15 protein-coding genes are annotated in these 23,646 nt (G+C 60.7%); 8 read left to right on the plus strand and 7 right to left on the minus strand.

Annotated elements, in window-relative coordinates:
- Nucleotides 1-171: 171 nt before the first annotated feature.
- Together OOT55_RS16230 and OOT55_RS16235 are read left to right on the plus strand one after the other, a co-directional pair.
- The gene (locus tag OOT55_RS16230; protein WP_265366885.1) at nucleotides 172-1,941 is read left to right on the plus strand and encodes an autotransporter assembly complex protein TamA; all 1,770 of its coding nucleotides are present in this window, start codon (nucleotides 172-174) and stop codon (nucleotides 1,939-1,941) included.
- Nucleotides 1,938-5,483: a translocation/assembly module TamB domain-containing protein gene (locus OOT55_RS16235; RefSeq protein WP_265366886.1), complete on the plus strand. Its 3,546-nt coding sequence runs from the start codon at nucleotides 1,938-1,940 to the stop codon at nucleotides 5,481-5,483. Before OOT55_RS16230 ends, OOT55_RS16235 begins: the two co-directional genes overlap by 4 nt.
- Before the next feature lie 18 nt (nucleotides 5,484-5,501).
- Here the strand turns inward: OOT55_RS16235 and OOT55_RS16240 are convergent, their stop codons facing one another.
- A complete protein-coding gene (locus OOT55_RS16240) occupies nucleotides 5,502-8,480 on the minus strand; it encodes an EAL domain-containing protein (RefSeq protein WP_265366887.1) in 2,979 nt (992 codons plus the stop codon).
- A 149-nt stretch (nucleotides 8,481-8,629) separates the two neighbouring features.
- Between OOT55_RS16240 and OOT55_RS16245 the strand changes: the two genes are divergently transcribed.
- Nucleotides 8,630-9,430, plus strand: a complete 801-nt coding sequence (locus OOT55_RS16245) for a TatD family hydrolase (protein ID WP_265366888.1) — start codon at nucleotides 8,630-8,632, stop codon at nucleotides 9,428-9,430.
- Between the two features lie 78 nt (nucleotides 9,431-9,508).
- Here the strand turns inward: OOT55_RS16245 and OOT55_RS16250 are convergent, their stop codons facing one another.
- From OOT55_RS16250 to OOT55_RS16260, 3 genes are all read right to left on the minus strand, one after another.
- Nucleotides 9,509-11,119, minus strand: a complete 1,611-nt coding sequence (locus OOT55_RS16250) for a glycoside hydrolase family 28 protein (protein ID WP_265366889.1) — start codon at nucleotides 11,117-11,119, stop codon at nucleotides 9,509-9,511.
- 171 nt (nucleotides 11,120-11,290) lie between these two features.
- Nucleotides 11,291-12,667: an MATE family efflux transporter gene (locus tag OOT55_RS16255; protein WP_265366890.1), complete on the minus strand. Its 1,377-nt coding sequence runs from the start codon at nucleotides 12,665-12,667 to the stop codon at nucleotides 11,291-11,293.
- Nucleotides 12,668-13,160: 493 nt separating this feature from the next.
- Nucleotides 13,161-14,195, minus strand: coding sequence for an IS110 family transposase (locus tag OOT55_RS16260; protein ID WP_265365857.1), 1,035 nt, complete (start codon nucleotides 14,193-14,195; stop codon nucleotides 13,161-13,163).
- Nucleotides 14,196-14,390: 195 nt separating this feature from the next.
- On the opposite strand from OOT55_RS16260, the gene radA reads away from it, so the two are divergent.
- The 4 genes from radA to OOT55_RS16280 all read left to right on the plus strand — a co-directional run bounded on the left by radA (nucleotide 14,391) and on the right by OOT55_RS16280 (nucleotide 20,340).
- A complete protein-coding gene (radA, locus tag OOT55_RS16265; protein ID WP_265366891.1) occupies nucleotides 14,391-15,767 on the plus strand; it encodes a DNA repair protein RadA in 1,377 nt (458 codons plus the stop codon).
- Between the two features lie 197 nt (nucleotides 15,768-15,964).
- Nucleotides 15,965-17,056, plus strand: a complete 1,092-nt coding sequence (locus tag OOT55_RS16270) for a porin (protein ID WP_265366892.1) — start codon at nucleotides 15,965-15,967, stop codon at nucleotides 17,054-17,056.
- A gap of 43 nt (nucleotides 17,057-17,099) precedes the next feature.
- The gene (locus tag OOT55_RS16275; RefSeq protein WP_265366893.1) at nucleotides 17,100-19,127 is read left to right on the plus strand and encodes a BCCT family transporter; all 2,028 of its coding nucleotides are present in this window, start codon (nucleotides 17,100-17,102) and stop codon (nucleotides 19,125-19,127) included.
- A 157-nt stretch (nucleotides 19,128-19,284) separates the two neighbouring features.
- Nucleotides 19,285-20,340, plus strand: a complete 1,056-nt coding sequence (locus OOT55_RS16280; protein ID WP_265366894.1) for a DoxX family membrane protein — start codon at nucleotides 19,285-19,287, stop codon at nucleotides 20,338-20,340.
- On the opposite strand, the gene OOT55_RS16285 is transcribed toward OOT55_RS16280, so the two are convergent.
- Nucleotides 20,285-20,665, minus strand: coding sequence for a PilZ domain-containing protein (locus tag OOT55_RS16285; protein WP_265366895.1), 381 nt, complete (start codon nucleotides 20,663-20,665; stop codon nucleotides 20,285-20,287). The genes OOT55_RS16280 and OOT55_RS16285 overlap by 56 nt on opposite strands.
- Before the next feature lie 26 nt (nucleotides 20,666-20,691).
- Entirely contained in the window at nucleotides 20,692-21,069 is a 378-nt protein-coding gene (locus tag OOT55_RS16290; protein WP_024462171.1) for a PilZ domain-containing protein, read from the minus strand.
- A gap of 128 nt (nucleotides 21,070-21,197) precedes the next feature.
- Between OOT55_RS16290 and OOT55_RS16295 the strand changes: the two genes are divergently transcribed.
- Nucleotides 21,198-22,112: an ROK family protein gene (locus OOT55_RS16295; RefSeq protein WP_265366896.1), complete on the plus strand. Its 915-nt coding sequence runs from the start codon at nucleotides 21,198-21,200 to the stop codon at nucleotides 22,110-22,112.
- Nucleotides 22,113-22,157: 45 nt separating this feature from the next.
- Here the strand turns inward: OOT55_RS16295 and nhaD are convergent, their stop codons facing one another.
- Nucleotides 22,158-23,609 carry a sodium:proton antiporter NhaD gene (nhaD, locus tag OOT55_RS16300; RefSeq protein WP_265366897.1) on the minus strand — a complete coding sequence of 484 codons (1,452 nt, stop codon included), beginning with the start codon at nucleotides 23,607-23,609 and terminating at the stop codon, nucleotides 22,158-22,160.
- Between the last annotated feature and the right edge of the window lie 37 nt (nucleotides 23,610-23,646).

The raw sequence follows: 23,646 nt of genomic DNA on the forward strand, positions 1-23,646 counted from the left end.
GCCACGCATCGAAAGCGGCGCCGGTATGGCGCCGTTTTTTCTGGAGCGGGAAAAGTAGCTCCGCACCGGACTAACAAAAAATAACGCGGATTTTCCGCAACCCGCTTTGAGTCCTGCAGTCAAACCGTTAAAGTACCCCTTCGATGGATGACCTGTGCCCGGACTGACGTTTTGCTGACTTTCTGCTCCCGCCCGATGTCCACTCTGGCCAGTGCCACTGTGGGCGCCTTGCTGATTTGCTTTGCCCCCCTGCTCTGGGCCGCATCGCCCGACATCCGAATAGAAGGCGGCAGCGATCGCCTGCGCGACAATGTGCGCAGTTTCATTACCATTGCCGATGAGCCATGCGACACACCCCTGTGGCGTATGCGCGCCCGGCTGCGGGAGTTGAACCGTCAGGTACAGTCGGCAGCCCAGGCTCTGGGTTACTATCACCTGAGCAGCGACCATGAACTCAGTCGGAGCGAGGACTGCTGGGCACTGACCCTGACCCTGGAGCCCGGTGAGCCGGTCCGGCTGGCGCAGGTGAAGGTGGTCATCAAGGGCGAGGGCGAAAACGACGGGGCGTTTCAGTCCATTCGCAATCAGCCGGGGCTGCGGGTGGGGGATATTCTGGACCACGGCCGGTACGAATCGCTCAAAAGCCGCTTCGGCGTGATCGCCTCGGCGCGGGGTTATTTCGAGGGACGCTTTGAGCGCTCTCGGGTCGTTGTCGATAAAGACGCGAATACGGCGGATCTGGAGCTGGTCTACCACACCGGCCCCCGGTATCAGTTTGGCGAGCTTCGCCTTGAACACGACATTCTCGATACCTCCTTCATCCAGCGTTATTACACCTTCCAGTCGGGCGCCCCCTATGACACTGAGCCCATGCTTGAGCTGAAAAGCCGGCTCAATGCCAGTGATTACTTTCGCTCGGTTCGGGTCAACCCTCTCCTTCAGGAACTCGACGGTCAGACGGTGCCGGTGTCGATCGAACTGGAAGGGCGCAAGCGTCACGGCTATTCGATCGGGGCCGGTTATGCCACCGACACCGGACCGCGCCTGCTGCTGGGGTACGAAAACCGCTATGTGAACAACCGGGGCCACGCGTTCAACGCCGATATCAAAGTGTCGGAAGTGGGCACTAATGTGGAAGCGGCCTACAGCATTCCGATGAGTCGGCCCGCCAATGAGCTGGTGCGCCTGTATACCGGTTACCAGAACGAGAAAACCGACGACACCCTCAGCGCCATCAACACTGTGGGTGCCAGCTATACCCGCTCCGAAGAGGACAGCGACTGGCTGCAGACCTACTCGCTCAATTATGAACGGGAATACTACGAGGTCGGCGGGCAGCCGGAACGACGCTCGGACCTGTTGATCCCGGCGTTCAGCCTGTCCCGCACCCGCAGTGACGGCAACAACTACCCGCTCTCGGGCTGGAGCTTTCTGGGGCGGATATCCGGTTCACCGTCCAGTCTGGGTTCCGACACGAGTTTTGTGCAGCTCTACGCTCGGGTCAAAGGGGTTTACGGCATTGGCCCCGGGCGGTTGCTATTGCGCGCCGAAGGGGGCATCACCGAAGTGGCCGAGTTCAACGACCTGCCCGTATCACAACGTTTCTTTGCCGGTGGTGATGCCAGCGTGCGGGGTTACGACTACAAGTCCATCGGGCCCGTGGAGTTGAGCGAAGAAGACAACGAGCCGGTCGTGGTCGGGGGCAATCACCTGTTGACCACCAGTGTGGAATACGACTACCGCATCATGAATAACTGGGCGATCGCCGCCTTTGTGGATCAGGGCAATGCGTTCAACAATTCGGATTTCGATTTCAAACGCAGCGTCGGGTTGGGCGTTCGCTGGATTTCCCCCATTGGCCCGGTGCGGGTGGATTTCGCCCGGGCGCTGGATGACCACGAAGGTTGGCGCCTGCATTTGAGTATGGGGCCGGATCTATGAAGCCCTGGTTCTGGAAGGCGTTCAAGTACCTGCGCTGGACGCTCTATAGCGTCCTGACGGTATTGATTCTGCTGTTGGCGCTGGTCAGCGCGATCGTGGCGACCGAGCCCGGCAGCCGCTGGGCGCTGAACCAGGTGGCCCAGCGGCTGCCCCTGACCTTTGAGCGTATGAGCGGCAACCTGATTACCGGGCTGGACCTCGGTTGGGTGGAATACCGCATGGAGGACCAGCACTACCGGGTGGAAGACCTCTCGTTCCGCTGGCAGCCCCTGGCATTGCTGTACAGCGCCGTGTCGGTGCAGTCCCTGCGGGCCAGTGCGGTGGAATTACACCTGCCACCCCCTGCGGAGGAGGCCGCCCCGGAACCCGACGGACCTCGGGAGTGGCCCACCCTGGCGCTGCCGGTGCGGATTGAATTGGGTGGAGTCGACTTGCGCAACATCCGCATCCGCCAGCAGGAACAGGTAACCGAGCTCTACGGCATCAGCGGCACGCTCAGTCTGGGAACCTTCAACCTGCGGGTGTGGGATCTTGCCGCCGTGGGGCCGGAGTTCGAGGTGAGACTTAACGGTCGCACCGCACTGCGCTACCCCTACGACTCGAATCTGGCGTTGGCCTGGCGCTACACCCTGCCGGAGTTGGGAGGACAGCCCATGACCTTCCGGGGGGAGGCGGATATCGAGGGTGATCTGACCAGCGTCACCGCCGAGCACCGTCTTACCGCACCGGCCACCATGACCAGTGATCTTCGCTTCTGGCCCAATCTGGATGACGAACAAACCCAGCCACAGTTGGTGCTGGATACGCTCTGGCCGGAGCAGCTGTTGCCGCCGGCATTGTTCCCCGCCGACTGGCCGGCGCTGGAAACCGGCGGACGGCTGCAGCTGTCCGGCTGGCTCAACGATTACCATCTGGAGGTCGCCTTCTCTGGCCAGGGGCCGGGCCTTCCGTCGGTGAGCGCGCGTGCCAAAGGGCTCGGCAGTCTCGAGCATGTAGCACTGGAAACGCTGGCCATTGACCTGCCCGACGGAGGGCTGAATGCCAGCGGCACACTGCGCTGGGCGCCGCAACTGGAATGGGATGTGGGCGTTGAGTTCCAGAAAATCAATCCCGCCGAACTGCCGGTGCCAGCCCTCGCCGGTTGGCCCGGAGAGATAGAGGGGCAGTTCAATAGCGAGGGGCAGCAGGTGGATGGCGACCTGCACGCCTCCGTAACCGACCTCAATGTCGCCGGCCAGTTGCGCGCCATGGCGTTGCTGTTGCGTGGCGATATCGATGTGGAACAGGGGCGACTGCTGACCCGGGAGCTCAGGCTGGCACTCGGAGCCAATCAGATGGTCCTGAACGGGGCCCTGGGGGAGCAGCTCGACCTTCAGGCGCAATTGCAGGCGCCCATTCTCTCGCAACTGGATCCCGCCCTTCAGGGAAGCCTGAATGCGGACCTGACATTGAGTGGGCCAATGAAAGATCCCCGAGGCGAGGTGACCTTGAGCGGTCAGTCCCTGGCCTGGACGGACTATCAGGTGGGCCAGTTGGACCTGAGCCTGGCGCGCACCGGTGGTGACTTCAACGCTCAGTTGAGCGCCTCGCACTTGACGCTGGCGGGGCAGTCGCTTGAAACGATATCGCTGGAGGGCCGGGGACGGGTGCAGGAGCACCAACTGGATCTGGCGCTGGTTTCCGAGAACTGGGGCAGCGCCGCCGCATCCCTGTCCGGCGGTTACAGTGAGGAGCGCTGGGAAGGGGCTTTGACCCGCATGGACCTGGAACCCCCCGACCCCCTACTGTGGGAGCTCGATCGCCCGGCCCCTCTGGTGCTGTCGGCCCGCGAGGTGGTCATTCAGTCGCTCTGTCTGAGCCCGGTACCGCGTTGGCAGCGTCGGGAAGGGGTTGCCGCCACCGAGGCGCCGGAAGGACGGATCTGCCTGGATGGACAGTGGCAACCGGATGGCGGCGCCAGTGCCCTGGCGCTGGTTGAGGGATTGCCGCTTCGACTGGCGCAGCGTTGGCTGGAGCCCGAAGTATCGCTTGAAGGCACCCTGGAGGGTCGGCTGGAGTTGCTGATGCCGGCCTCGGGGGCTGCCAATGCCCGGCTGAGACTGGAAACCCGAGAGGGGGCCTTGCGCTATCAGTTCGGCGAAGATGATGAGGAGGTCTACCCCTGGCAGACCACCCGTCTGGAGGCTGACTGGCAGAATCAGAAAGTCGAGGCATTGCTGGAGAGCGACTGGGGCGAGATTGGGCGCATTCAGGCGAAGGCCGACTGGGCCACGGATAGTGGCGCTCTCGAGGGAACCCTGCAGGCGGGTATCGACTCCCTGACTCCGCTTGAGGCTCTGGTGCCACAGTTGCAGGATGTCGCAGGCCGTCTGTCGGCGGATATGACGCTGGGCGGGCGTGTCAGTCAGCCGCTGTTGACCGGTGAGATCACTTTGCGCGAGGGCGCCGCCAAGGTGCCGGCGGTGGGTCTGAGCCTGCAGGGGTTGCAGCTCTCGGCGCGCGCCATGGAGCAGCAGTTGGCGCTGCAGGGGCAGGTGACCTCGGGCGACGGACAGTTGCAGCTCGAGGGCCGGGTCGAGAATCCCTGGAGTGCGGATCGGCGGGTGACCGGCCAACTGACCGGCGAGCGCTTTCAGGCGCTGAACACCCGGGAGCTGATGGTCCTGCTGAGCCCGGACTTGCAACTGACCATGACTGGCGAGCGCATCAATCTGAGCGGCAATGCGGTGATCCCCAAGGCATTGGTGCAACTCAAATCCCTGCCGGAGTCGGCGACCCGGGTGTCTGACGATGTGGTCCTGAAGGATCCGAACGGCAATGGCGAGGAGTCCAGTGGGCCCCAGTTGTTTGTGGATCTGAATCTGGCCCTGGGCGATGACGTGCGCTTTGAGGGGTTCGGCCTGACCGCCCGCCTGTCCGGTGAGCTGCAGGTACTGCAAAGCCCTGAGCGGGGGCTGCTCACGGTGGGCGAGGTCGGGGTGGCCGAGGGGCGCTATAAAGCCTACGGTCAGGACCTGGACATCGAAAGGGGCCGCCTGATCTTCCAGGGGCCTTACGACAATCCGGGGCTGGACATTCGCGCGACCCGCGAAACGGATGACGTGACCGCGGGGCTGGAAATTGGTGGCACCTTGCAGCGGCCCCGTAGCCGGGTATTTTCCACGCCATCACTGCCGGACAGCGAAGCCATGGCGATACTGCTGACCGGCAAGTCCCTCAACAACTCCTCCTCGGCGGATGCCTCCATGCTGGTTAACGCCATCGGCGGACTGGGGCTTGAACGCAGCGGCTTCATCACCGCCGAAATCGCCGAAACCTTTGGCCTCGACGAGTTTCGGATTCAGCCCGAGGATGACGTGACAGAGAGCTCCTTGCACATTGGCAAATACCTGACGCCGCGACTGTTTGTCCGCTACGTCGTGGGGCTGTTCGATCAGACCAACAGTCTGGGACTGCGCTATGAGATTACCGAAGAGTTACGGCTGGAAGCTGAGTCCGGGGTCACCCAGAGCGTGGATATGATCTACAAATTCGAACGCTAGAATTGCCCGCATGGGGCGCTAGCGCAGGGACGCCACCGTCTCGCGCAAAAACGCCTCCGCATCGGCGGCGTTGATCGGGCGGCTGAACAGGTAGCCCTGAATGTCGTGGCAGCCGAGACGACGCAGAAATTCCCGCTGTGCCTGGGTTTCCACCCCTTCGGCGATGACGCGCAAGCCCAGGCTCTGGGACAGAGTGATGATGGTACTGATGATCACCCGATCGTCGTTGTCATTGGTAATGTCGCGGACAAACGACTGATCGATTTTCAGCTTGCTGATCTTGAACCGCTTCAGATAGCTCAGCGATGAGTAGCCGGTACCGAAGTCATCAATGGACAGGCTGATACCGGCCCCATGGAGACGGTTGATCATGGTGATCGCCCGCTCGGGATCATCCATGGTGATGCTCTCGGTCAATTCCAGCTCCAGGTATTCCGGTGGCAGGGCCGCATCGTCCAGAATGCTCAAGACCATATCCGGCAGGTTGGGCTGGTGGAACTGGGCTGCCGAAAGATTGATGGCAATTTTCGGCGGCGCGATGCCGGCATCGATCCAGCGTCTCAACTGCTGGGTGGCCTCGCGTAGCACCCACTCACCAATGGGCACGATCAACCCACTGCTCTCGGCAATGGGAATGAATTCCGCCGGGGATACCCGTCCCAGGTCGGGGTGGTTCCAGCGCAGCAGCGCCTCAAAACCGATGACGGTGCCGGTGTGCAATTCCTGTTGCGGTTGGTAGTGCAGCTCGAACTGGTTGTGCTCCAAGGCCTGGCGCAAGGCATTCTCCACTCGCATCAGCCGGACGTAATGGGTCTGCAGTTCGGGCGTGAAAAAGCTGTAGGTGTTGCGGCCTTTCTGTTTGGCCCGGTACATGGCGATGTCGGCATTGGTGTACAGCTCACTCAGATGGGTGCCGTCTTCGGGGTAAAGGGCGATGCCCACGGAGCTGGTAACCGAAAGATCGTAGCCGTCAATACGGAAGGGGCGGTTCAGTAGCGATAACAGTTTCTGCGCCGCATGAGCGGCGCCGCTGGCATCGGTGGCGGGCAGCAGCAGAATGAACTCGTCGCCGCCGGGGCGGGCGAAGGTGTCTTCCTCGCGCACCATTCCCTGCAGACGATCGGCGAAGGCCTGGAGCAGGCGATCGCCGGCTTTGTGCCCCAGAGAGTCGTTGATGTTCTTGAAGTTGTCCAGGTCCAGAAACAGCAGCGCCAGGGTATCGTTGTTGCGCTGTGCGATTCTCAGGGCAAAAGCGGCGCGCTCTTCCAGTAAGGAGCGGTTGGGCAGGCTGGTCAACGGGTCGTAATAGGCCAGGCGGTGAATTTCTTCCTGGTCCTCTTTCAGCCGACTGATGTCGCTGACAATACCGATGTAATAGGTGGGCACACCATCGTCGGTGGTGATCTGGCTGATGCTCAACCACTCCGGGTAGATTTCGCCGTTCTTGCGCCGGTTCCACACCTCGCCCTGCCAGAATCCGCGGCGGGTGATATCATGCCACATCTCTTGATAGAACGCCTGGTCGTGACGCCCGGAGGCGAGCATTTTGGGAGTCTGACCCAAGGCTTCCTCCTCGGTGTAGCCGGTGATCCGGGTGAAGGCGTTATTGACCATGACGATTTTCTGCTCGGCATCTGTGATCAGTACCCCTTCACTGCCGCGCTCGAAGACCTTGGCTGCCAGCTCCAACTGCGCCTCGCTTTGTACTTGCTGGCTGATATCAATATGGGTACCCACGGTAATTCCCCGCAACTCTCCTTCCTCGTTACGCAGGGACTGCCCCCGGGACAGCACCCACACCCAGCGGCCATCGGCGTGGGTCATCCGGAAGCGGTTTTCGTAGGTGCCTTCGGCGCCCTGATCGATGTAGTCCTTGAACACCGCGACGGCGTTGGCGCGGTCCTCGGGGTGGATCAGCTCGGCCCAGACCTGGGTCAGGTTGGGGCGGCCGTCCATGGGGTAGTCGCTCAGGTAGCGGCCCAGCATGGAAAAGTACTCCGGACTGCACTCCAGGTAGTCATCGGCGTGGAAGTATTCCCAGGCGCCGGTATTGGACGCGGCGATCAACGAGCGGTAGCGGTCCAGACTGGTCAACAGCTCGTCGGTTCGGCTGGCTACCTCGCGCTCCAGATGGCGCTTGTGCCAGCGCAGCTCGAACAGTACCTTGGCGAGATAACCCAATAGCATGGGAAGTAGCAGAGCAATTCCCCAGGCCATGTAGTACCAGGAACCCTGAAGCCAACCGCCGGCGGGGGCAATGGAGAGTATCCAGGGGTTGTTGGGCACGTCAATGCGCTGCTCCACCGGCTGATTCAGAGGCTGAGGTGCATTGCCCGAGATGATGGCAGGTTCGCCGGGGGCTTGCTCCAGCCGTTTCAGCTCATAGTGGTACCCTTGGCGCTCCAGCTCGTCGAGCCGGGCGACCTCCAACAGGCGGTCCAGTCGCATAGTGACGTTGGCGAACCCCCAGAAGGCACCTTTTACCTCAACGGGGTAGCGCCCCACGATGCCGTCCATACCTTGTACCAGCCGCAAAGGGCCGGCGACTCGCAGCTCGTTGTCCTCCAAGGTCAATCGGCTTTCCCGTCCCTGTATCGGGTCGGCAAGTTGGTTGAATCCGATCGCCGCACGGTTTTGGTCCAGTGGGCTGGCATAGCGAATAATGCCTCCCGGTGACAAGGACAGGCTTTGCACGTCCGGGAAATAGCGCAGCATATCGTCGGTCACGGCCTGAAACCGCTCACCGACATTCTCGACGTTGCGCACGTAGGTGGCCAGGGTGTAGGCCGCCGAGAGCGAGTGGCGCAGGTTGGCTTCAATGATTCGGGCGTGGTTGGCCGCAAGGGTGCTGGCGAGCAGTCGCTGCTCGCGAATCAGGGAGTCGCGCTCCTTGCTCATCCAGGCGATGGTCAGCGCGCCGCTGGCAATCAGGGTCACGAGTGCCACAATCCAACTGAGGGTTTTGGGGTGGCGCTGTTCAAGGGAGCGAAAATTCATGGGTAGCCGTGGGTAACCCTGGTGGGGGATGCGTCGGTCATACTGGCGAGTATAGCGGCAACGGCGCCGGTTTGGCCAAGTATTCGAGTCGAGAGGCTGAGCGACGCTTTGTTATGATGGCCGCCGATTCTGCAAGTGGGAGCGTCATCATGATCGATATTGGAGTGAATCTGACCTCGGGCCGTTTCAACAAGGACCGCGAGCAGGTGCTGGAAAGCGCCTGGGCGCAGGGCATCAATGCGCTGATCATTACCGGCACCTCGGTGGAGGGCAGTCGGGACGCGGCGGCGCTGGCGGCGTCGGATAGCCGGCGATTGTTCGCGACCGCCGGGGTGCACCCACATGAGGCGAAAACCTGGGATGAGGCGGCCGCGCAGCAGCTCCGGACTCTGGTACAGCAGCCCCAGGTGGTGGCGATAGGGGAGTGTGGGTTGGATTTCAACCGCGATTTCTCCCCTCGCCCCGATCAGTTGGCCTGCTTTGAGGCGCAACTGGCATTGGCGGCGGACGTCGGCAAACCCGTATTTCTGCATCAGCGGGATGCTCACGCGGCGTTTATGCCCATTCTCCGTCGCTATCGGGATCAGCTGCCGGGTGCCGTGGTGCACTGCTTTACCGGTACGGGGGAAGAGCTGGAGGATTACCTGTCACTGGATTGCCATGTCGGCGTGACCGGTTGGGTGTGCGATGAAAAGCGCGGTGGCGAGTTGCGTGAGCTGGTGAGCCGGATTCCGGCCGATCGCCTGTTGGTGGAAACCGATGCTCCCTACCTGACGCCTCACAATCTGCCCAAAAAACCCAAAGGCAATCGCAACGAGCCGGCGTTTTTGACTTATGTAATCAGTAAAATTGCGGAGTGCCGCGACGAACCCTTTGCGATGGTGGCCGAAGCAACGGCTCACAACGCCGAACGATTTTTCCAATTGTCCCGGGGCCGAGAGGTTGCGTAGGGCGGGTAAGGCCAAAGGCCGCACCCGCCGTAACAAAAAGCTCACCTACGGCACCCAGCGGTGCGGTTTAACGACGCACTACCAGACCTGAGGCGGCGTATCCGGATTGATCACTTCTTCGGAAACACCGCTGCCGAGTTGGACCTCATCTTCCTCGATGTTGCCGCCGTCAATAAAAATGGCACCGGAGTACCGGCCCTCAACCCGCAGCGGCCCGCCGCTGACATTGTCGGTCAGGCTGACGTTATTGAGGTGCACCTCGTAGGCATCATCAATAGTCATGGCCAATGAGTCGGACTCAATGGAGACGTTTTCCAACGTCAGGTTTTTCATGCGCACGATACGCGCGCCCATCTCGGCATTTTTCACCGTGACATTGGTCAGGGTCACATCTTCCACCCATTTCTCGGGCAGGCCGATCAGGGAAATGGCCGTGGGCACGCCATCAATCGATACGTCGCTGATATGGATGTTACGGGCGGTCGGTGCCACGCCCATGGCCTCCGGTCCGGTGTAGAAGCTGTTGAAATTGATCGCCTCATAAGTGATGTTCTTCATCACCACATCGCGCACAAAAATATTCTCGATCACATTGCCCCGGCCGCGCTCAGTCTTGAAGCGAATGCCGCGATCCGCGCCATCGAAGTAGGCGTCGTGGACGTAGACATTGCGAATGCCGCCGGACGTCTCGCTACCGAATACCACGCCGCCACTGCCGGTACGCACATTTTTCGCTTCGAAATGACGAACGACGACGTTTTCGGTGGGGATGTTGATCTCCAGCGCCTCTTCATTGAAGCCGGATTTCAGCACCACCGCGTCATCACCGGTCTGGAAGTGGTTGTACTCGATCAGGACATTCTTCGAGGAGTCCACGACCACTCCGTCACCATTGGGCGCGCGCAGACTGTCAATGCGTACATCGCGAACAATGATGTTCTCGCTGTAAATCAGGTGCACGTTCCACATCGGCGAATCGAGCAGCTTCACGCCCTCGACCAGAATGTCCTCGGACTCCCAGAACACCATAAAACTCGGGCGCATGCCTTCTTTCTCGGCGCCCTTGCCCCAGTCACGGCGGGACAGGGGCACCTGGGTGGCGATACCGCGAGGCGGTGGGCCGTACTCTTCGAACCACTCCCACCAGTGATCGCCCTGGGCGTTCAGCAGGCCTTTACCGGTGATGGCCACATTTTTGACATTGGCCGCATAAATCATCGGTGCATAGTTGTAGGCTTCGACGCCCTCGTGGCGTTGGTGCACCACCGGCAGATAGTCGTCTTTATCGGTGCTGAACAGCACCTCGGCGCCTTCTTCCAGGTGCAGGTTGATATTGGATTTGAGGTGCAGTGAGCCGCTGAGCCATTTGCCCTTGGGGATAACCACCCGGCCGCCGCCGGCGCTGTGGGCCGCATCAATGGCCTGATGCACGGCATCGGTAATCTGGTTGCGGCGATCACCCGTCATTTCGCTCGCGCCGAAATCACGAATATTGAAAGTCCGGTCGGGGAAGGTCGGGCGCTTGAGCTGGGGCATTTCAAAGGGCGGGCTCAGGGGGGCGATCTCCTGCGGGACCGGTCCCATCTGGGCTGCCAGAGGCAGGCTGGTGGCAGCGAGTACGCCGGCGACCAGCCAGGCTCGCAGTCTCCCCAGGGACCCTCGCCGATGTTCAGGTGTTGATAAATGCATAGGTTACTCCCGGTTAAACAACACTGTTGTTGGTTGTTTTTGGTTATTGGCATAGCGCACGCCCGGTGCGGGCGAGCCCGGAGGCTCTCACTTCCTCCGGGAGAGGGAATATTAGCACTTTTGACCGGGGCTGTTGACTGATTGGGCCCGCTATGGAGGGGTTAAGTTTTGTCAAAAACGCCAAAGACGGGTGATCAGCAGCGCCGCGGCGCAGGACAGTCCGACAATCAGGGCCAGCCAGAAGCCATCCGCCCCCTGGGCGGGCACCAGCCAGTCGGTGAACGTCAGCACATAACCCAGCGGCAGACAGATGCCCCAGAACGACAGCAGCATGATCAGCAGGGGCAGACGGGTGTCCTTGTAGCCGCGCAGCGCACTGATTGCGGTCACCTGCAGAATATCCGCGAGCTGGAAAATGGCGGCAAATACCAGTAATTGTGCGGCCACCGTAATTACCGCTGAATCACTGGTGTAAAGAGACACCAGCAGGTGCCGGCCCAGCAGCAGGATGGGCATATGAATCAGGGCGATGGTCAGCCCCAACAGCAGCGTGCTGCGCGCCAGCAGACGGGCGGTGTCCGGAGTGCCGGCACCAACCAGAAAGCTCACGCGCAGGGTAAGGGCCATCCCCAGGCTGAGGGGCACCATAAAGAGCACGGAGGTGATGTTGAGCACGATCTGGTGCCCCGCCACCACAATGGCGCCCAACGGTGCCAGGAACAGGGCGATGACACCGAACATGCTCACTTCGACAAACATGCTGGCGCCGATGGGCAGCCCCAGTTTGAGCAGGGAGCGGATGCGGTGCCAACTGGGGGCCACCCAGTCGGCCAGCAGATGATAGGCACGGTAATAGCGGCTGAAATTCAGGTAGCCGAGCATGACCAGGGCAGCCGCCGTGTTGGAAATGGCCGTCGCCCAGCCACATCCCACGCCACCCAGCTCCGGGGCGCCCAACTTGCCGTAAATCAGAATGTAATTGAGCGGCAGGTTGATCAGGGTCGATATCAGCGAGATCACCATGATCACGCGGGTGTGGCCCAGACCATCGGTCAGGCCGCGCAGTGAGGTAATCAGCAGGAGCCCGGGTATCCCCCAGACAAAGGCCTGCAGGTAGCCTCGCGTGACGGCTGAGGTGACCTCGTCGAGCCCCAGTAGCGGCATCAGGGGGCCGGCGCTGAGGAGCAGCCCGGCCATCAGCACCATGGACACCAGAGCAATGTACAGTCCCTGCCAGGTGACCGGCATGATCTGCTCCTGCTGGCCCGCGCCCCGGTGCCCGGAGATGGTGGGCTGTTGGGCGCTCAGCACGCCGTAAAAGAACAGTAGCAGGGGCATCCAGAGGCTGCTGCCGATGCCGACCGCGGCGAGATCCTCGGCGCTGTAGTGGCCCGCCATGATGGTATCGATCACACCATTGGCCATTTGCGCGAGTTGGGCAACCAGAATCGGGCCGCCGAGCAGCGCCAGGGTTTTCCACTCGGTCAGTATCTGGGCGACGCGGCCACCACTGGGACGTGTAGGGAGTGGCTGGTGGTTTTCGTCCATCGGGACAGCATTCCTGGTTCAGAACAACGGACGCATCACTATACCCGAGTTGCGCACCGGTTTGGCAAAAGCCCTTGACCTTGGATGGGCAAGCGCCACAATAGGCCGGCATTCGGCGGCCGGTTCGGCATTAGAAGGGTGCTCCTGCATGTTTGGTTCTGGCTGCGGCGGATGCGGGCTTTGCCCTTATCCGTATATGGTCTCCTCCCCGTTTGCAAGGTCTCAGTGCTCGATGTCAGGGACAGGTTGGCTCCCGTATATCCGGCCTGTTGAACGAGGCGGCTTTGTCGCCTCTGGCCTTGATGGAAGATGCGCGCCTGCCGTCCTCATCGCCCTAACGGCCTTTGGGGCCCTCGGATAAGTCAGGTTTTCGGCAGGCCGGTCTGACCTGTTATGCCATCGATCGCTGTGACCCTCGCAACCTGAGGGAAGGTTTACCTCCGTAACTATCTACGTCGCCTCGTTTGTCTATTCCACTCGCTCCCTGATTAACTTATCCGGCCATTCGCTCCTCGATCGGCCGGTACCGCTCGCCTCGGGCGATGATCACCCAGGCCATGCGGACTAACTTGTTGGCCAGCGCTACGGTGGCTTTGTTGAACCCCCGCTCGGCCTTGATGCGCTGGATCCAGCGGCTGAGCGGGTCGCTTTTCTGGTCCGCTCGTGACACCACCGCCCGAGCTCCGTGGATCACCTGCGCCCGCACATAGGGATCACCCCGTTTGCTGATCCCCAGAAGGACCTCCTTGCCACCGGTGCTGTTCTGTCTCGGTATTACCCCCAGTGCCGCCGAGGCATCCCGCCCCCGGCCGAACTGCTGGCCATCGCCCATCCAGCCTTTGAGCTGGCTGGCTACCACCGGGCCAACACCCGGCAGCGCATCCAGGCGTTGGCAGACCTCATCGGCTTTGGCCTGTCGCTTCACCTCCTGGTCATACCAGGCCAACTCCTCTTCTACCTCCAGGAAGCGCTGATACTGACGGTGCAGCAACTGCCGAGCCCGTGGGCTCAACTCGTTCTCGGCATCCTCCAGCGCCAGGGGCAGTTCCCGGCGCAGGGCCGCTATCCCCTCAGGGATGATGACACCGTACTCGGCGAGCAAGCCTCGCAGCCGGTTGCCCATCCGGGTGCGCTCAGCGATCACGCTGCGGCGCAGCTTGTGCAGCATCTGCTCATCCTGCTGCTCGATACTCTTGATCGCCACCGGGCGGATTCGTCCGTGCTCACAGGCCTCGGCGATCGCCTGGGCATCGTTGTAGTCGTTCTTCTGGCCCCGCAGATACGCCTTCACATGCTGGGCCGGCAGCAGCTTCACTTCGTGCCCCAGTGCCTGTAGCTTGCGCCCCCAGTAATGGGCGCTGGCGCAGGCTTCCATGGCTACCTTGCAAGGGGCCAGCTTTGCCATCTGATTAAGCAGTTGCTTGCGGCGCAATTTGCGCCTCCACCCGCACTGGCCATTCGGGCCCAGTCCGTACACTGCAAACTCATTCTTTGCGAGGTCAATGCCAATCGTTGTAAGCTTTGCCATGGTCTCCTCCCACTCATCTCAGATAGGAACTTATTCCTCCCCTATCTTGGCGCATCGCGACGCCGATTAGGAGGGGAGGAGACCATCTCATCGCCCTACGCAACCCGCCGTGCTATCCGTAGGGCGGATAAGCGCCGATAGGCGCGCATCCGCCGTTCCCCAAACCGCGATAACCTATCAACCCGGAGCTCAATCTTGGCCAGCAAATCCAAAACCAAAACCGCCTACGTGTGCAACGAGTGCGGCGCCGACTTCACCAAATGGCAGGGCCAGTGCAGCGAATGCGGCACCTGGAACAGTCTGTCGGAAGTGCGCCTCGGGCCCACCCCGAGCAATCGCAGTGCCCGCTTTGAGGGCTATGCGGGGGCGCCGGCCAGCGAGGTGCAGACGCTGGCGGAGATCAGCCTGGAGGATCTGCCGCGCCTGAGTTCCGGGGCCGGGGAGTTCGATCGGGTGCTGGGCGGTGGTTTTGTGGCCGGCTCAGTGGTGCTGATCGGTGGCCATCCGGGCGCCGGCAAGAGTACCCTGCTGCTACAGACCCTGTGCCATCTGGCCGGGCAGATGCCGGCGCTGTATGTCACTGGCGAGGAGTCCCTGCAGCAGGTGGCCATGCGCGCCCAGCGCCTGGGGGTGCCCACGGACAAGCTGCAGATGCTGAGCGAGACCAACGTCGAGAGCATTTGCGCCACGGCCCAGAAGATTGCGCCCAAGGTGATGGTGGTGGACTCCATCCAGGTGGTGCACATGAGCGATATCCAGTCCGCGCCCGGGTCCGTCTCCCAGGTGCGGGAAAGTGCGGCTTACCTGACCCGGTTTGCCAAGCAGACCGGTACCGTGGTGATTCTGGTCGGGCACGTGACCAAGGACGGCTCCCTGGCCGGGCCCAAGGTGCTGGAGCATATGATTGACTGCTCCATTCTGCTGGAGGGCGACAATGACTCGCGCTTTCGCACCCTGCGGGGCAATAAAAACCGCTTTGGGGCGGTGAACGAGCTGGGGGTGTTCGCCATGACCGAACAGGGCATGAAAGCGGTGAACAACCCCTCGGCCATCTTTCTCCAGCGCGCCGATGAGATCGCCTCCGGCTCGGTGGTGATGGTGATGTGGGAGGGCACCCGTCCGCTGCTGGTGGAAATTCAGGCGCTGGTCGACGACAGCCATACCGGCAACCCTCGCCGGGTCGCGGTGGGGCTGGATCAGAACCGCCTGGCCATGCTGCTGGCGGTATTGCACCGTCACGGCGGCATCATGATGGCGGATCAGGATGTGTTTGTGAACGTGGTCGGCGGTGTGCGGGTAATGGAAACCAGCGCGGACCTGGCACTGTTGCTGGCGATTGTGTCCAGTTTCCGCGATCGCGCCCTGCCGGAGGACCTGATGGTTTTCGGTGAAGTGGGCTTGTCCGGGGAGATCCGCCCGGTGCCCAGCGGCCAGGAGCGGCTGCGCGAGGCCGCCAAGCATGGCTTCAGAAAGGCGATCGTGCCCAAGGGGAATGCGCCCCGCGAAAAAAAAGAAGGCCTGGAAGTGATCGCTGTGCGCTCTTTGGCCGAAGCACTGGATGCGATTGAATAGTGCCTGGGCGCGGGATGACGGCCTGCGGCCTTATGCCGCCCTACAATTGCGCGGCACCGAACCACGCGGTGCCGATTTATACACTATAGTTTCTAAAGCCGGTGTGACCTGACACCGAACACCTAAGATTCAAAGGCATACCGGTTCTCCCGCGCATCGACACCCGGTGTCGATTTTCACTTGCATAAGGAGGACGCGTGGCAAAGCGATCATCGCACTTCTTGGGGGCCACGGCGCTCACCGCGGCCAGTCTGATTCTGCCCGCGACCGCCCTGGCGGAAAACACCTTCTCAGCCGGCGTCTGGGGCACCTACGCCTACTTGCCGGACGACGATACCAGCCAAGACACTTGGGGCGCCTTCGAAGGTGAAGCCCTGATCCTGTACGCTGACGGTAATGCCGAGCCAAATGAAGGGCGCTGGCTCTATTCGGCGGAAATGCGCCTGGGCCCGGGCAGCTTCACCGATCCGGCCAACAACTCCACCGGCGATCAATTCACACTGCACAAGGCCTGGGTGGGCTGGCAGTTGGATGATGACCATGTGGTCAAGGTTGGTAAGAGTCAGGTGCCCTTCGGTTGGAAGACCGTCAACTTCTGGCCCGGCGACGTGCTGCTGGCCGGGTTTGGCGATCAGATGGACGTCGGGGTCAAACTCTCCGGCGAGCGCGATGCCTGGCACTACGATGCGGCGCTGTACCTGGCTGATGACTGGGGCGGCACCAGCACCGATACCGTGGATGACAACGGCCACTGGGGTAGCTCAACGACTTTCCGTAAGGTGCAGACCTGGGTCGGCAATGTTGAGTACGAGTGGGTGGAAAACCACTCCGTTGGTCTTTCACTGCAGAGCGGCAAGCTGCAGGATCTGACCGGGCTTGGCAACAACGGTGTGGATGGTAGCCATGACGCCGCGGTGTTGCATTATCAGGGGCGTTTCGACGCCTTCTACGCCAAGGCCTCCTACATCACCATGTCCCGGGATTTACCGTCGCTCTATCGGGACGATGCCGGCCTGCCGGGCACCATTGAAAACCAGCGCGTGGCGGTGGAGCTTGGCTACGATGTCGGCCCCTGGTCCTATTACATCGACCTGAGCAATGCCAACCCAGACACCGCGGGCAGCTCCGCCGGCCGGGTCAATGCCATTGCGCCCGGATTACGCTATGACTACGGCCCCGGTTGGGTGTATGTCGAATACCTGACGCAAGACGGTTTCGTTGACCGCAATGGCCAGGTCGGCGAGGGCGACTTCGATGCGCTGTATGTCTCGTTGGACTTCTATCTGTAAGTTCGTCCATTTGTAAATTCACATTCTCTAGCTAGGGGTTACTATGGCTGACGATAACACCAAACCTGAGCGTGCCTCCGCGACTCCGGAGGAGGCTCAAAACGCGTTACCGAGCTGGATCAAGATCAATCCGCCGGTCTTTTACGGTTCGGCCATTTTATGTCTGCTGTTTGTACTGGGAACCATCATCGCCCCTGAGCGGGCCGGTGAACTGTTCACCAGTGTGCAGGACTGGGTGGTTAACACGGCCGGCTGGTTCTACATTCTCGCCGTTGCCCTGTTTCTGATTTTTGTTGTAGTGCTGGCTATGTCCAGCTACGGAAAGATTAAGCTTGGACCGGATCACAGTGAACCGGATTACACGTACATGTCCTGGTTTGCCATGCTGTTTTCAGCCGGTATGGGGATCGGGCTGATGTTCTTCGGTGTAGCCGAACCGGTGATGCACCTGATGACGCCGCCGGGGGCCGATCCGGCGACGGCGGAAGCGGCACGCGAGGCCATGCGCATTACCTTCTTTCATTGGGGGATGCATGCCTGGGCCATTTACGCCGTGGTCGCGCTGTCGTTGGCGTACTTTGCGTTCCGTCAAAACCTGCCACTGACCATCCGCTCGGCGTTGTATCCCTTGATTGGCGAACGAATTTACGGGCCTATTGGTCACGCGGTGGATATTTTTGCGGTGTTGGGCACCCTGTTCGGGGTCGCGACGTCGCTGGGTCTCGGGGTCATGCAGATCAACTCCGGGCTCAATTACCTGTTCGATGTCCCCAGTAACGTCGCCGTGCAGATTTTGCTGATTGTCGGGGTAACCGGTTTGGCTACCATTTCGGTGGTGCTCGGTTTGGATGGCGGCATTCGTCGGATCTCGGAGTTGAACCTGATACTGGCGGTTGTTCTGGTGCTGTTTGTGTTGGCCGTCGGCCCCACGGTGTACCTGTTACAGACGTTCGTTCAGAACACGGGTTACTACCTGTCGCGCCTGGTGGACACCACCTTTAACCTCAACGCTTACGAGCCCAAGGGCTGGCTGGGCGGTTGGACACTGTTCTACTGGGGTTGGTGGATTGCCTGGTCGCCGTTCGTGGGCATGTTTATCGCGCGGGTGTCCCGTGGGCGCAGCATACGTGAGTTCGTCACCGGTGTGCTTTTGGTGCCGGTGGGTTTCACCTTTATGTGGATGACCTTTTTCGGTAACACCGGTATCCACATGATTCTGGAGCAGGGCATTACCCAGCTGTCAGATGCGGTTGCGGCGGATTCGTCGGTGGCGCTGTTTCAGTTCTTTGAGTATCTGCCGCTGACCACCATCGCCTCCCTGATTGCCACGGTGCTGGTGATCACGTTTTTTGTTACCTCCTCGGACTCCGGTTCCCTGGTGGTGGATATGCTCACCTCCGGCGGCACCGACGATGAGTCGCCGGTATGGCAGCGAATTTTCTGGTCAGTTACCGAGGGTGTCATCGCCGCGGCGCTGTTGTTGGCCGGTGGTTTGAGTGCCCTGCAGACGGCGACCATTGCCAGTGCCTTGCCATTTACGATCATCATGTTGCTGATGTGCTGGGGATTGTTGCGTGCTCTGCGGTTGGAAATCGCCAAGCGTACCAGCCTCAAAGAGGCCATGCTGGCCCCTCGGGTGTCCTCTCAGGCGGATTCCTGGCAGCGGCGTTTGGCGCGGGTCATTCGCCATCCCAAGCGCGATGATGTGCTGGCGTTTATCGAACAGACCGTTCGTCCGGCCCTGGAGCAGGTGTGCAAGGAATTTGAGAAGCAGTCCCTCACCGCACGGGTGGCGCAGGATGATCAGGACCGCTGTTGGATTGAGGTGTCCCACGGTGAGGAGATGGACTTTTTCTATTCGGTGCATGCCCGGCCCTATACACCGCCGACCTTTGTGATGAGCGATGTTCGTACCAAGCGCGGCGAGCAGCTTCGCTACTATCGGGCGGAGGTGTATTTGCGCGAAGGTGGACAGGATTACGATGTCATGGGCTGGACGCCGGAGCAGATCATTGCCGATGTGATTGATCAGTACGAAAAGCACATGCACTTCCTGCAAAGCGTTCGCTAGTGTTCGCTCCGGGCCTTTAAGAGCCCAAGGATTTTCACGCCGTTTCCGGATCGGGACGGCGTGAAAATTTTCCTTCCCTGTTAACCACCCCACATTGTCGATAATTCCTGGCATTGATTGTCACGACTGACTGGCGCTGCGGTGTTGAGCCGCTATCATGCGCCCGACAATTTTGGTCGTGATCGACAGGGTGGATTTCATGGCGACAATAACAATAATCCGCTGGTACCGCCTGGCGGCCAGTGCCGTCGGCGGTGGTTGTCTGGGTGTGTTTCCAGCGTTTTCTCATGCACATGTCAAATGGTTTTCGGAACCCGTGGCCGAGCCGGCGCCAGCGTTGCCGGACCGCACCACCTTGATAGTACTCTGTGCTCTGATTGTGGTGGGTACCTTAGCGGCAAAAGCGGTGGACCTGCTGAGCCGGGCCTATTCCCTGACTCCGCGCTGCCTGTGCAGTCGCTCCACGGGCCCGCTGCGGCTCGTGTATTACCTGATCGCTGGCTATTTTCTCGGCGCGGCCCTGACCGGAACGTTTCTGGTGCCTCACCTTCAGGTTGCCGAACCCTTGTTGACCTTGGGGGTGGCGGCGCAGTTGGTGATTTATAGCGCCTTGTTGCTCGAACGGGGTCGGGCGTTGTGTGCGTCGCTGATTGTGGTGCTGTTTGTCCTGGCGGGGCTGCACGATCCGCTTTTTGTCATGGAATACCCGGTGCTGTTGGGTCTGGCGTGGGTGGTATTGTTCGCCGATAAAACGCCCACGCCGCTGGGCATTTTTCTGGTCCGCTGTCTGCTCGGTGCCTCACTGATCAGTCTGGCCTTTACCGAAAAACTGCATGATCCCACGCGAGCCGTCGCGCTTCTGGATCACTACTCGCTCAATTTCATGAGTGAGTTGGGGCTGGCCTACAGTGACCGGTTGTTTGTCTACTCGGCCGGCGTGGTGGAGCTGCTTATTGGGGTGGTTTTTCTCAGCGGCTGGGTGACCCGGCTGACGGTTGGCGTTCTGTTCGCCTTTATGGTGGCCACCAACAGTTACTTTTTCTGGATCGGAGAGTACCGCATGGCGATGATCGAACTGGTCGGACACTTGCCGATCTTTGCCTGTGGAATACTGTTACTGTTTTATCATCCGGTCAGTGATAAAACCGGTTCTGTCATCAGTCATCCGGGCGTGCCAGCAACAGCGTCAGAAGCACCTGGTCGACCTCGCTGAGCGGGCGGTACTCCACTCCCGCGGCCAGCCCGCTATCGGTTTCCTGACAGTGCACCAGAGTTCCGCGCAGGCGGACGAGTTTACGCGACTGGTACGCGAGTACGTCGGATACGTCGGGTGAATCAAAGTCTTCCAGCTCGATGGTCAGTGTGATTTCATCCCCGTCGTCCAGGGGTAAGGTCTCCTGAAGGTAGAGGCGTGCCCCGTTGAATGACATATCCACCACTTCAACCGAGCAGCAACGGTTGGCTTGTGCCACCCGGGCTATGGCTCGAACCGGGTGACGAGCGTGCTCGCGACGTTCTGGGGGCGCCATAGCGGGCATGGTGGCATCCTCGAAGTACGACGGGTTCAGGGTTGTTGACTGGGGGCGATGAGCTCGCACAACTCCCGTTCCATGGCGTCCGAACTTCCGATGTTGAGCTCAATCAGACGACGCAAGTGCTGTATGCTCTCCAGATCAATGGATTGGCACTCCAGGCCCAATCGGCCCGATTCCTGATGGGCCACGCGGCCCTGCATGAAGATATCGATCTGGTCGCTCAGGTGGATATCGACGGAAATGGGGGTGTCGACGTTGACCGAGTGGCTGGCGGGCCACTCAAACAAGGCGCCTTTCAACGACAGGTCCAACACCTCGGCTTCAAAGGTGTCGGAGCCAATGGTCAGTTGTGCGGGAGCATTGAAATGAATGCGGCTGAACGGGCGTCGCTCCTGATGTTGCGGCATACCGGGCCTCACTGACGGGGTTATCTCCTAAGTGTAGTCGTTTTTTGATTGGCCACAAGGGGTGTTTGCTCTGGATGATACCGGTTACCTATAATCGGACCCCCGATAATGAACGACGAGCCCCTGTTATGACGCAGTTTCGAATCGGTATTGATCTCGGTGGTACCAAAACCGAGGTGATTCTTCTCAATGGCGACAGTGACACGCTGTTCCGCACCCGTATTCCCACGGTCAAGGGGGATTATCAGGCGACGCTGTCGGCCATTGCCGATCTGGTGGCGCAAGCGGAGGCAAAGGTCGACCTGCAGGGGTTGCCGGTCGGCGTGGGAATTCCCGGGTCGGTTTCCCGAAAGACCGGGAAAGTGAAAAATGCCAACTCGACCTGGTTGAATGGGCAACCGCTGCATACGGACCTGTCCCGCCGGCTCGAACGCGATGTCAAAGTGGTCAATGATGCCAACTGCCTGGCGGTGTCCGAGGCCACCGATGGTGCCGCCGCCGGATACGAGTGGACCTTCGCGGCGATTCTGGGCACTGGCTGTGGCGCCGGACTGGCCTGGCGCGGACAGGCAGTGGTAGGCCCCAATGGTGTTGCCGGGGAGTGGGGCCACAACCCGCTGCCCTGGACATCGGACACCGAGTTGCAGTCCCGCCGCTGTTACTGTGGCCGCTTTGGCTGTCAGGAAACCTTCCTCTCGGGCACGGGGCTGTGTCTGTCCTATGAACGGATGACCGGAGAGTCTCTCACGGGGCAGCTCATTGCGGAACGGGCCGGGTCGGGTGAGTGCGCAGCGGTGACGGTGGTGAATCACTATCTGGATGGATTGGCGCGCGGGCTGGCGGCGGTGATCAACGTGCTGGACCCGGACGTGATTGTGCTCGGCGGAGGTGTGTCCAACCTGTCGGTGATTTACGAGCGGGTGCCCGAGTTGCTGCCGCGCTATGTGTTTGGAGGGGAGTGCGACACGCCGGTGGTGCAGGCCGTGCACGGGGATTCCAGTGGTGTGAGAGGGGCCGCCTGGCTGAACCCCATCGTGTCATGAGGGGCAACCAGGCGGAAGCGTTTTACCCAAACAGGTTGAAGCTCTTTATCCAAATAAGCTGAAGCTCTCCACATTCAGCCACAGGTGGACAAAGATACTGGCGATGTAACCCAGGGCGATTACCGGGGTCCACTTCAGGTGGCCGAAGAAGGTGTAGGCACCGCGGGCCTGGCCCATCAGGGCCACGCCGGCGGCGGAACCGATCGACAGCATGCTGCCGCCGGTACCCGCGGTCAGGGTGATCAGCAACCACTGGCCGTGGGACATTTCCGGTTCCATGGTCAGTACCGCGAACATCACCGGAATGTTATCAATCAGCGCCGAGGCGACACCCAGCGTCACGTTGGCGAAGGTCGGGCCCCAGCCGTTGTAGAGAATGTCGGACATCATCGCCAGGTATCCCATAAAGCCCAGGCCGCCCACACACATCACCACGCCGTAGAAAAACAGCAGGGTATCCCATTCCGCGCGGGCCACCCGGTTGAACACATCGAAAGGCACCACACTCCCCAGTCGACGCAGGGCGGCCTCGTCACCCGCGCGTTCGGCGAGCGCCCGTTTGCGGGCGAGGGAGCCGGGCAGGGTGCGGCGCAGGAAGTAACCGAAGAACTGCAGATAGCCCAGGCCCATCATCATGCCGGCGACCGGGGGCAGATGCAGGAAGGTGTGGCAGGCCACGGCGGTGGCGACGGTAAACAGGAACAACGTCATGATACGCAGGGCGCCGCGTTTCAGTTCCACCTCTTCCACCACCGCGTGGGGTTTGCGGTTCTCGACGAAGAAACTCATCACCAACGCCGGGATACCGTAATTTACCAGGGCGGGAATAAACAACGAGAAGAACTCCTGGAATTGAACAATGCCGGCCTGCCAGACCATCAGGGTGGTGATGTCGCCGAAGGGGCTGAAGGCACCGCCGGCGTTGGCGGCGATGACGATATTGATACAGCACAGATTGATGAAACGGTTGTCGTCCGGGGCCATTTTGGTGACCACGGCACACATTAGCAGAGCCGTGGTCAGGTTGTCGGCAATGGGCGAGATCATGAATGACAGTATCCCGGTCATCCAGAACAGCGTTTTGTAGTTGAAGCCTTTGCGCACCATCCAGGCCCTGAGCACATCGAACAGGCGCCGCTCTTCCAGGGCGTTGATGTAGGTCATGGCCACCAGCAGGAACAGCATCAACTCGGCAAATTCCAGCAGGGTATGACGGAAAGCAGACTCGGATTCGGAGGACATGCCGCCCTGCACATACACCCAGCCAATCATCATCCAGATGATACCGGCCGCCACCAGTACCGGTTTGGATTTACGCAGGTGCAGTTTTTCTTCGCCCATGACCAGCAGATAGGCAATGACGAAGACGGTCAGGGCCACATAGCCGACACCGCTGTCGGTAAGATTCATGCTGCCGACGGCAGCGAATGTCTGGGGACTGAATAGCGCGAGCAAAACGCCCGCTAATACCGAAGTAAGCGCGAATGTTTGGGGCATTGTGAATTCCGTGTTGTGAGAGTCGGAAAAGAATAAC

Source organism: Marinimicrobium sp. C6131, assembly GCF_026153455.1.
Lineage (GTDB): Bacteria > Pseudomonadota > Gammaproteobacteria > Pseudomonadales > Cellvibrionaceae > Marinimicrobium.

Bases quoted from the DNA above. Each gene is read 5' to 3' on its own strand.
- OOT55_RS16280 (WP_265366894.1), top strand. From the start codon at position 19,285: ATGCGCCCGACAATTTTGGTCGTGATCGACAGGGTGGATTTCATGGCG.
- OOT55_RS16240 (WP_265366887.1), bottom strand. From the start codon at position 8,480: ATGAATTTTCGCTCCCTTGAACAGCGCCACCCCAAAACCCTCAGTTGG.
- OOT55_RS16255 (WP_265366890.1), bottom strand. From the start codon at position 12,667: ATGGACGAAAACCACCAGCCACTCCCTACACGTCCCAGTGGTGGCCGC.
- OOT55_RS16295 (WP_265366896.1), top strand. From the start codon at position 21,198: ATGACGCAGTTTCGAATCGGTATTGATCTCGGTGGTACCAAAACCGAG.
- OOT55_RS16290 (WP_024462171.1), bottom strand. From the start codon at position 21,069: ATGCCGCAACATCAGGAGCGACGCCCGTTCAGCCGCATTCATTTCAAT.
- OOT55_RS16235 (WP_265366886.1), top strand. From the start codon at position 1,938: ATGAAGCCCTGGTTCTGGAAGGCGTTCAAGTACCTGCGCTGGACGCTC.
- OOT55_RS16275 (WP_265366893.1), top strand. From the start codon at position 17,100: ATGGCTGACGATAACACCAAACCTGAGCGTGCCTCCGCGACTCCGGAG.
- OOT55_RS16250 (WP_265366889.1), bottom strand. From the start codon at position 11,119: ATGCATTTATCAACACCTGAACATCGGCGAGGGTCCCTGGGGAGACTG.
- OOT55_RS16245 (WP_265366888.1), top strand. From the start codon at position 8,630: ATGATCGATATTGGAGTGAATCTGACCTCGGGCCGTTTCAACAAGGAC.
- nhaD (WP_265366897.1), bottom strand. From the start codon at position 23,609: ATGCCCCAAACATTCGCGCTTACTTCGGTATTAGCGGGCGTTTTGCTC.
- OOT55_RS16285 (WP_265366895.1), bottom strand. From the start codon at position 20,665: ATGCCCGCTATGGCGCCCCCAGAACGTCGCGAGCACGCTCGTCACCCG.
- OOT55_RS16260 (WP_265365857.1), bottom strand. From the start codon at position 14,195: ATGGCAAAGCTTACAACGATTGGCATTGACCTCGCAAAGAATGAGTTT.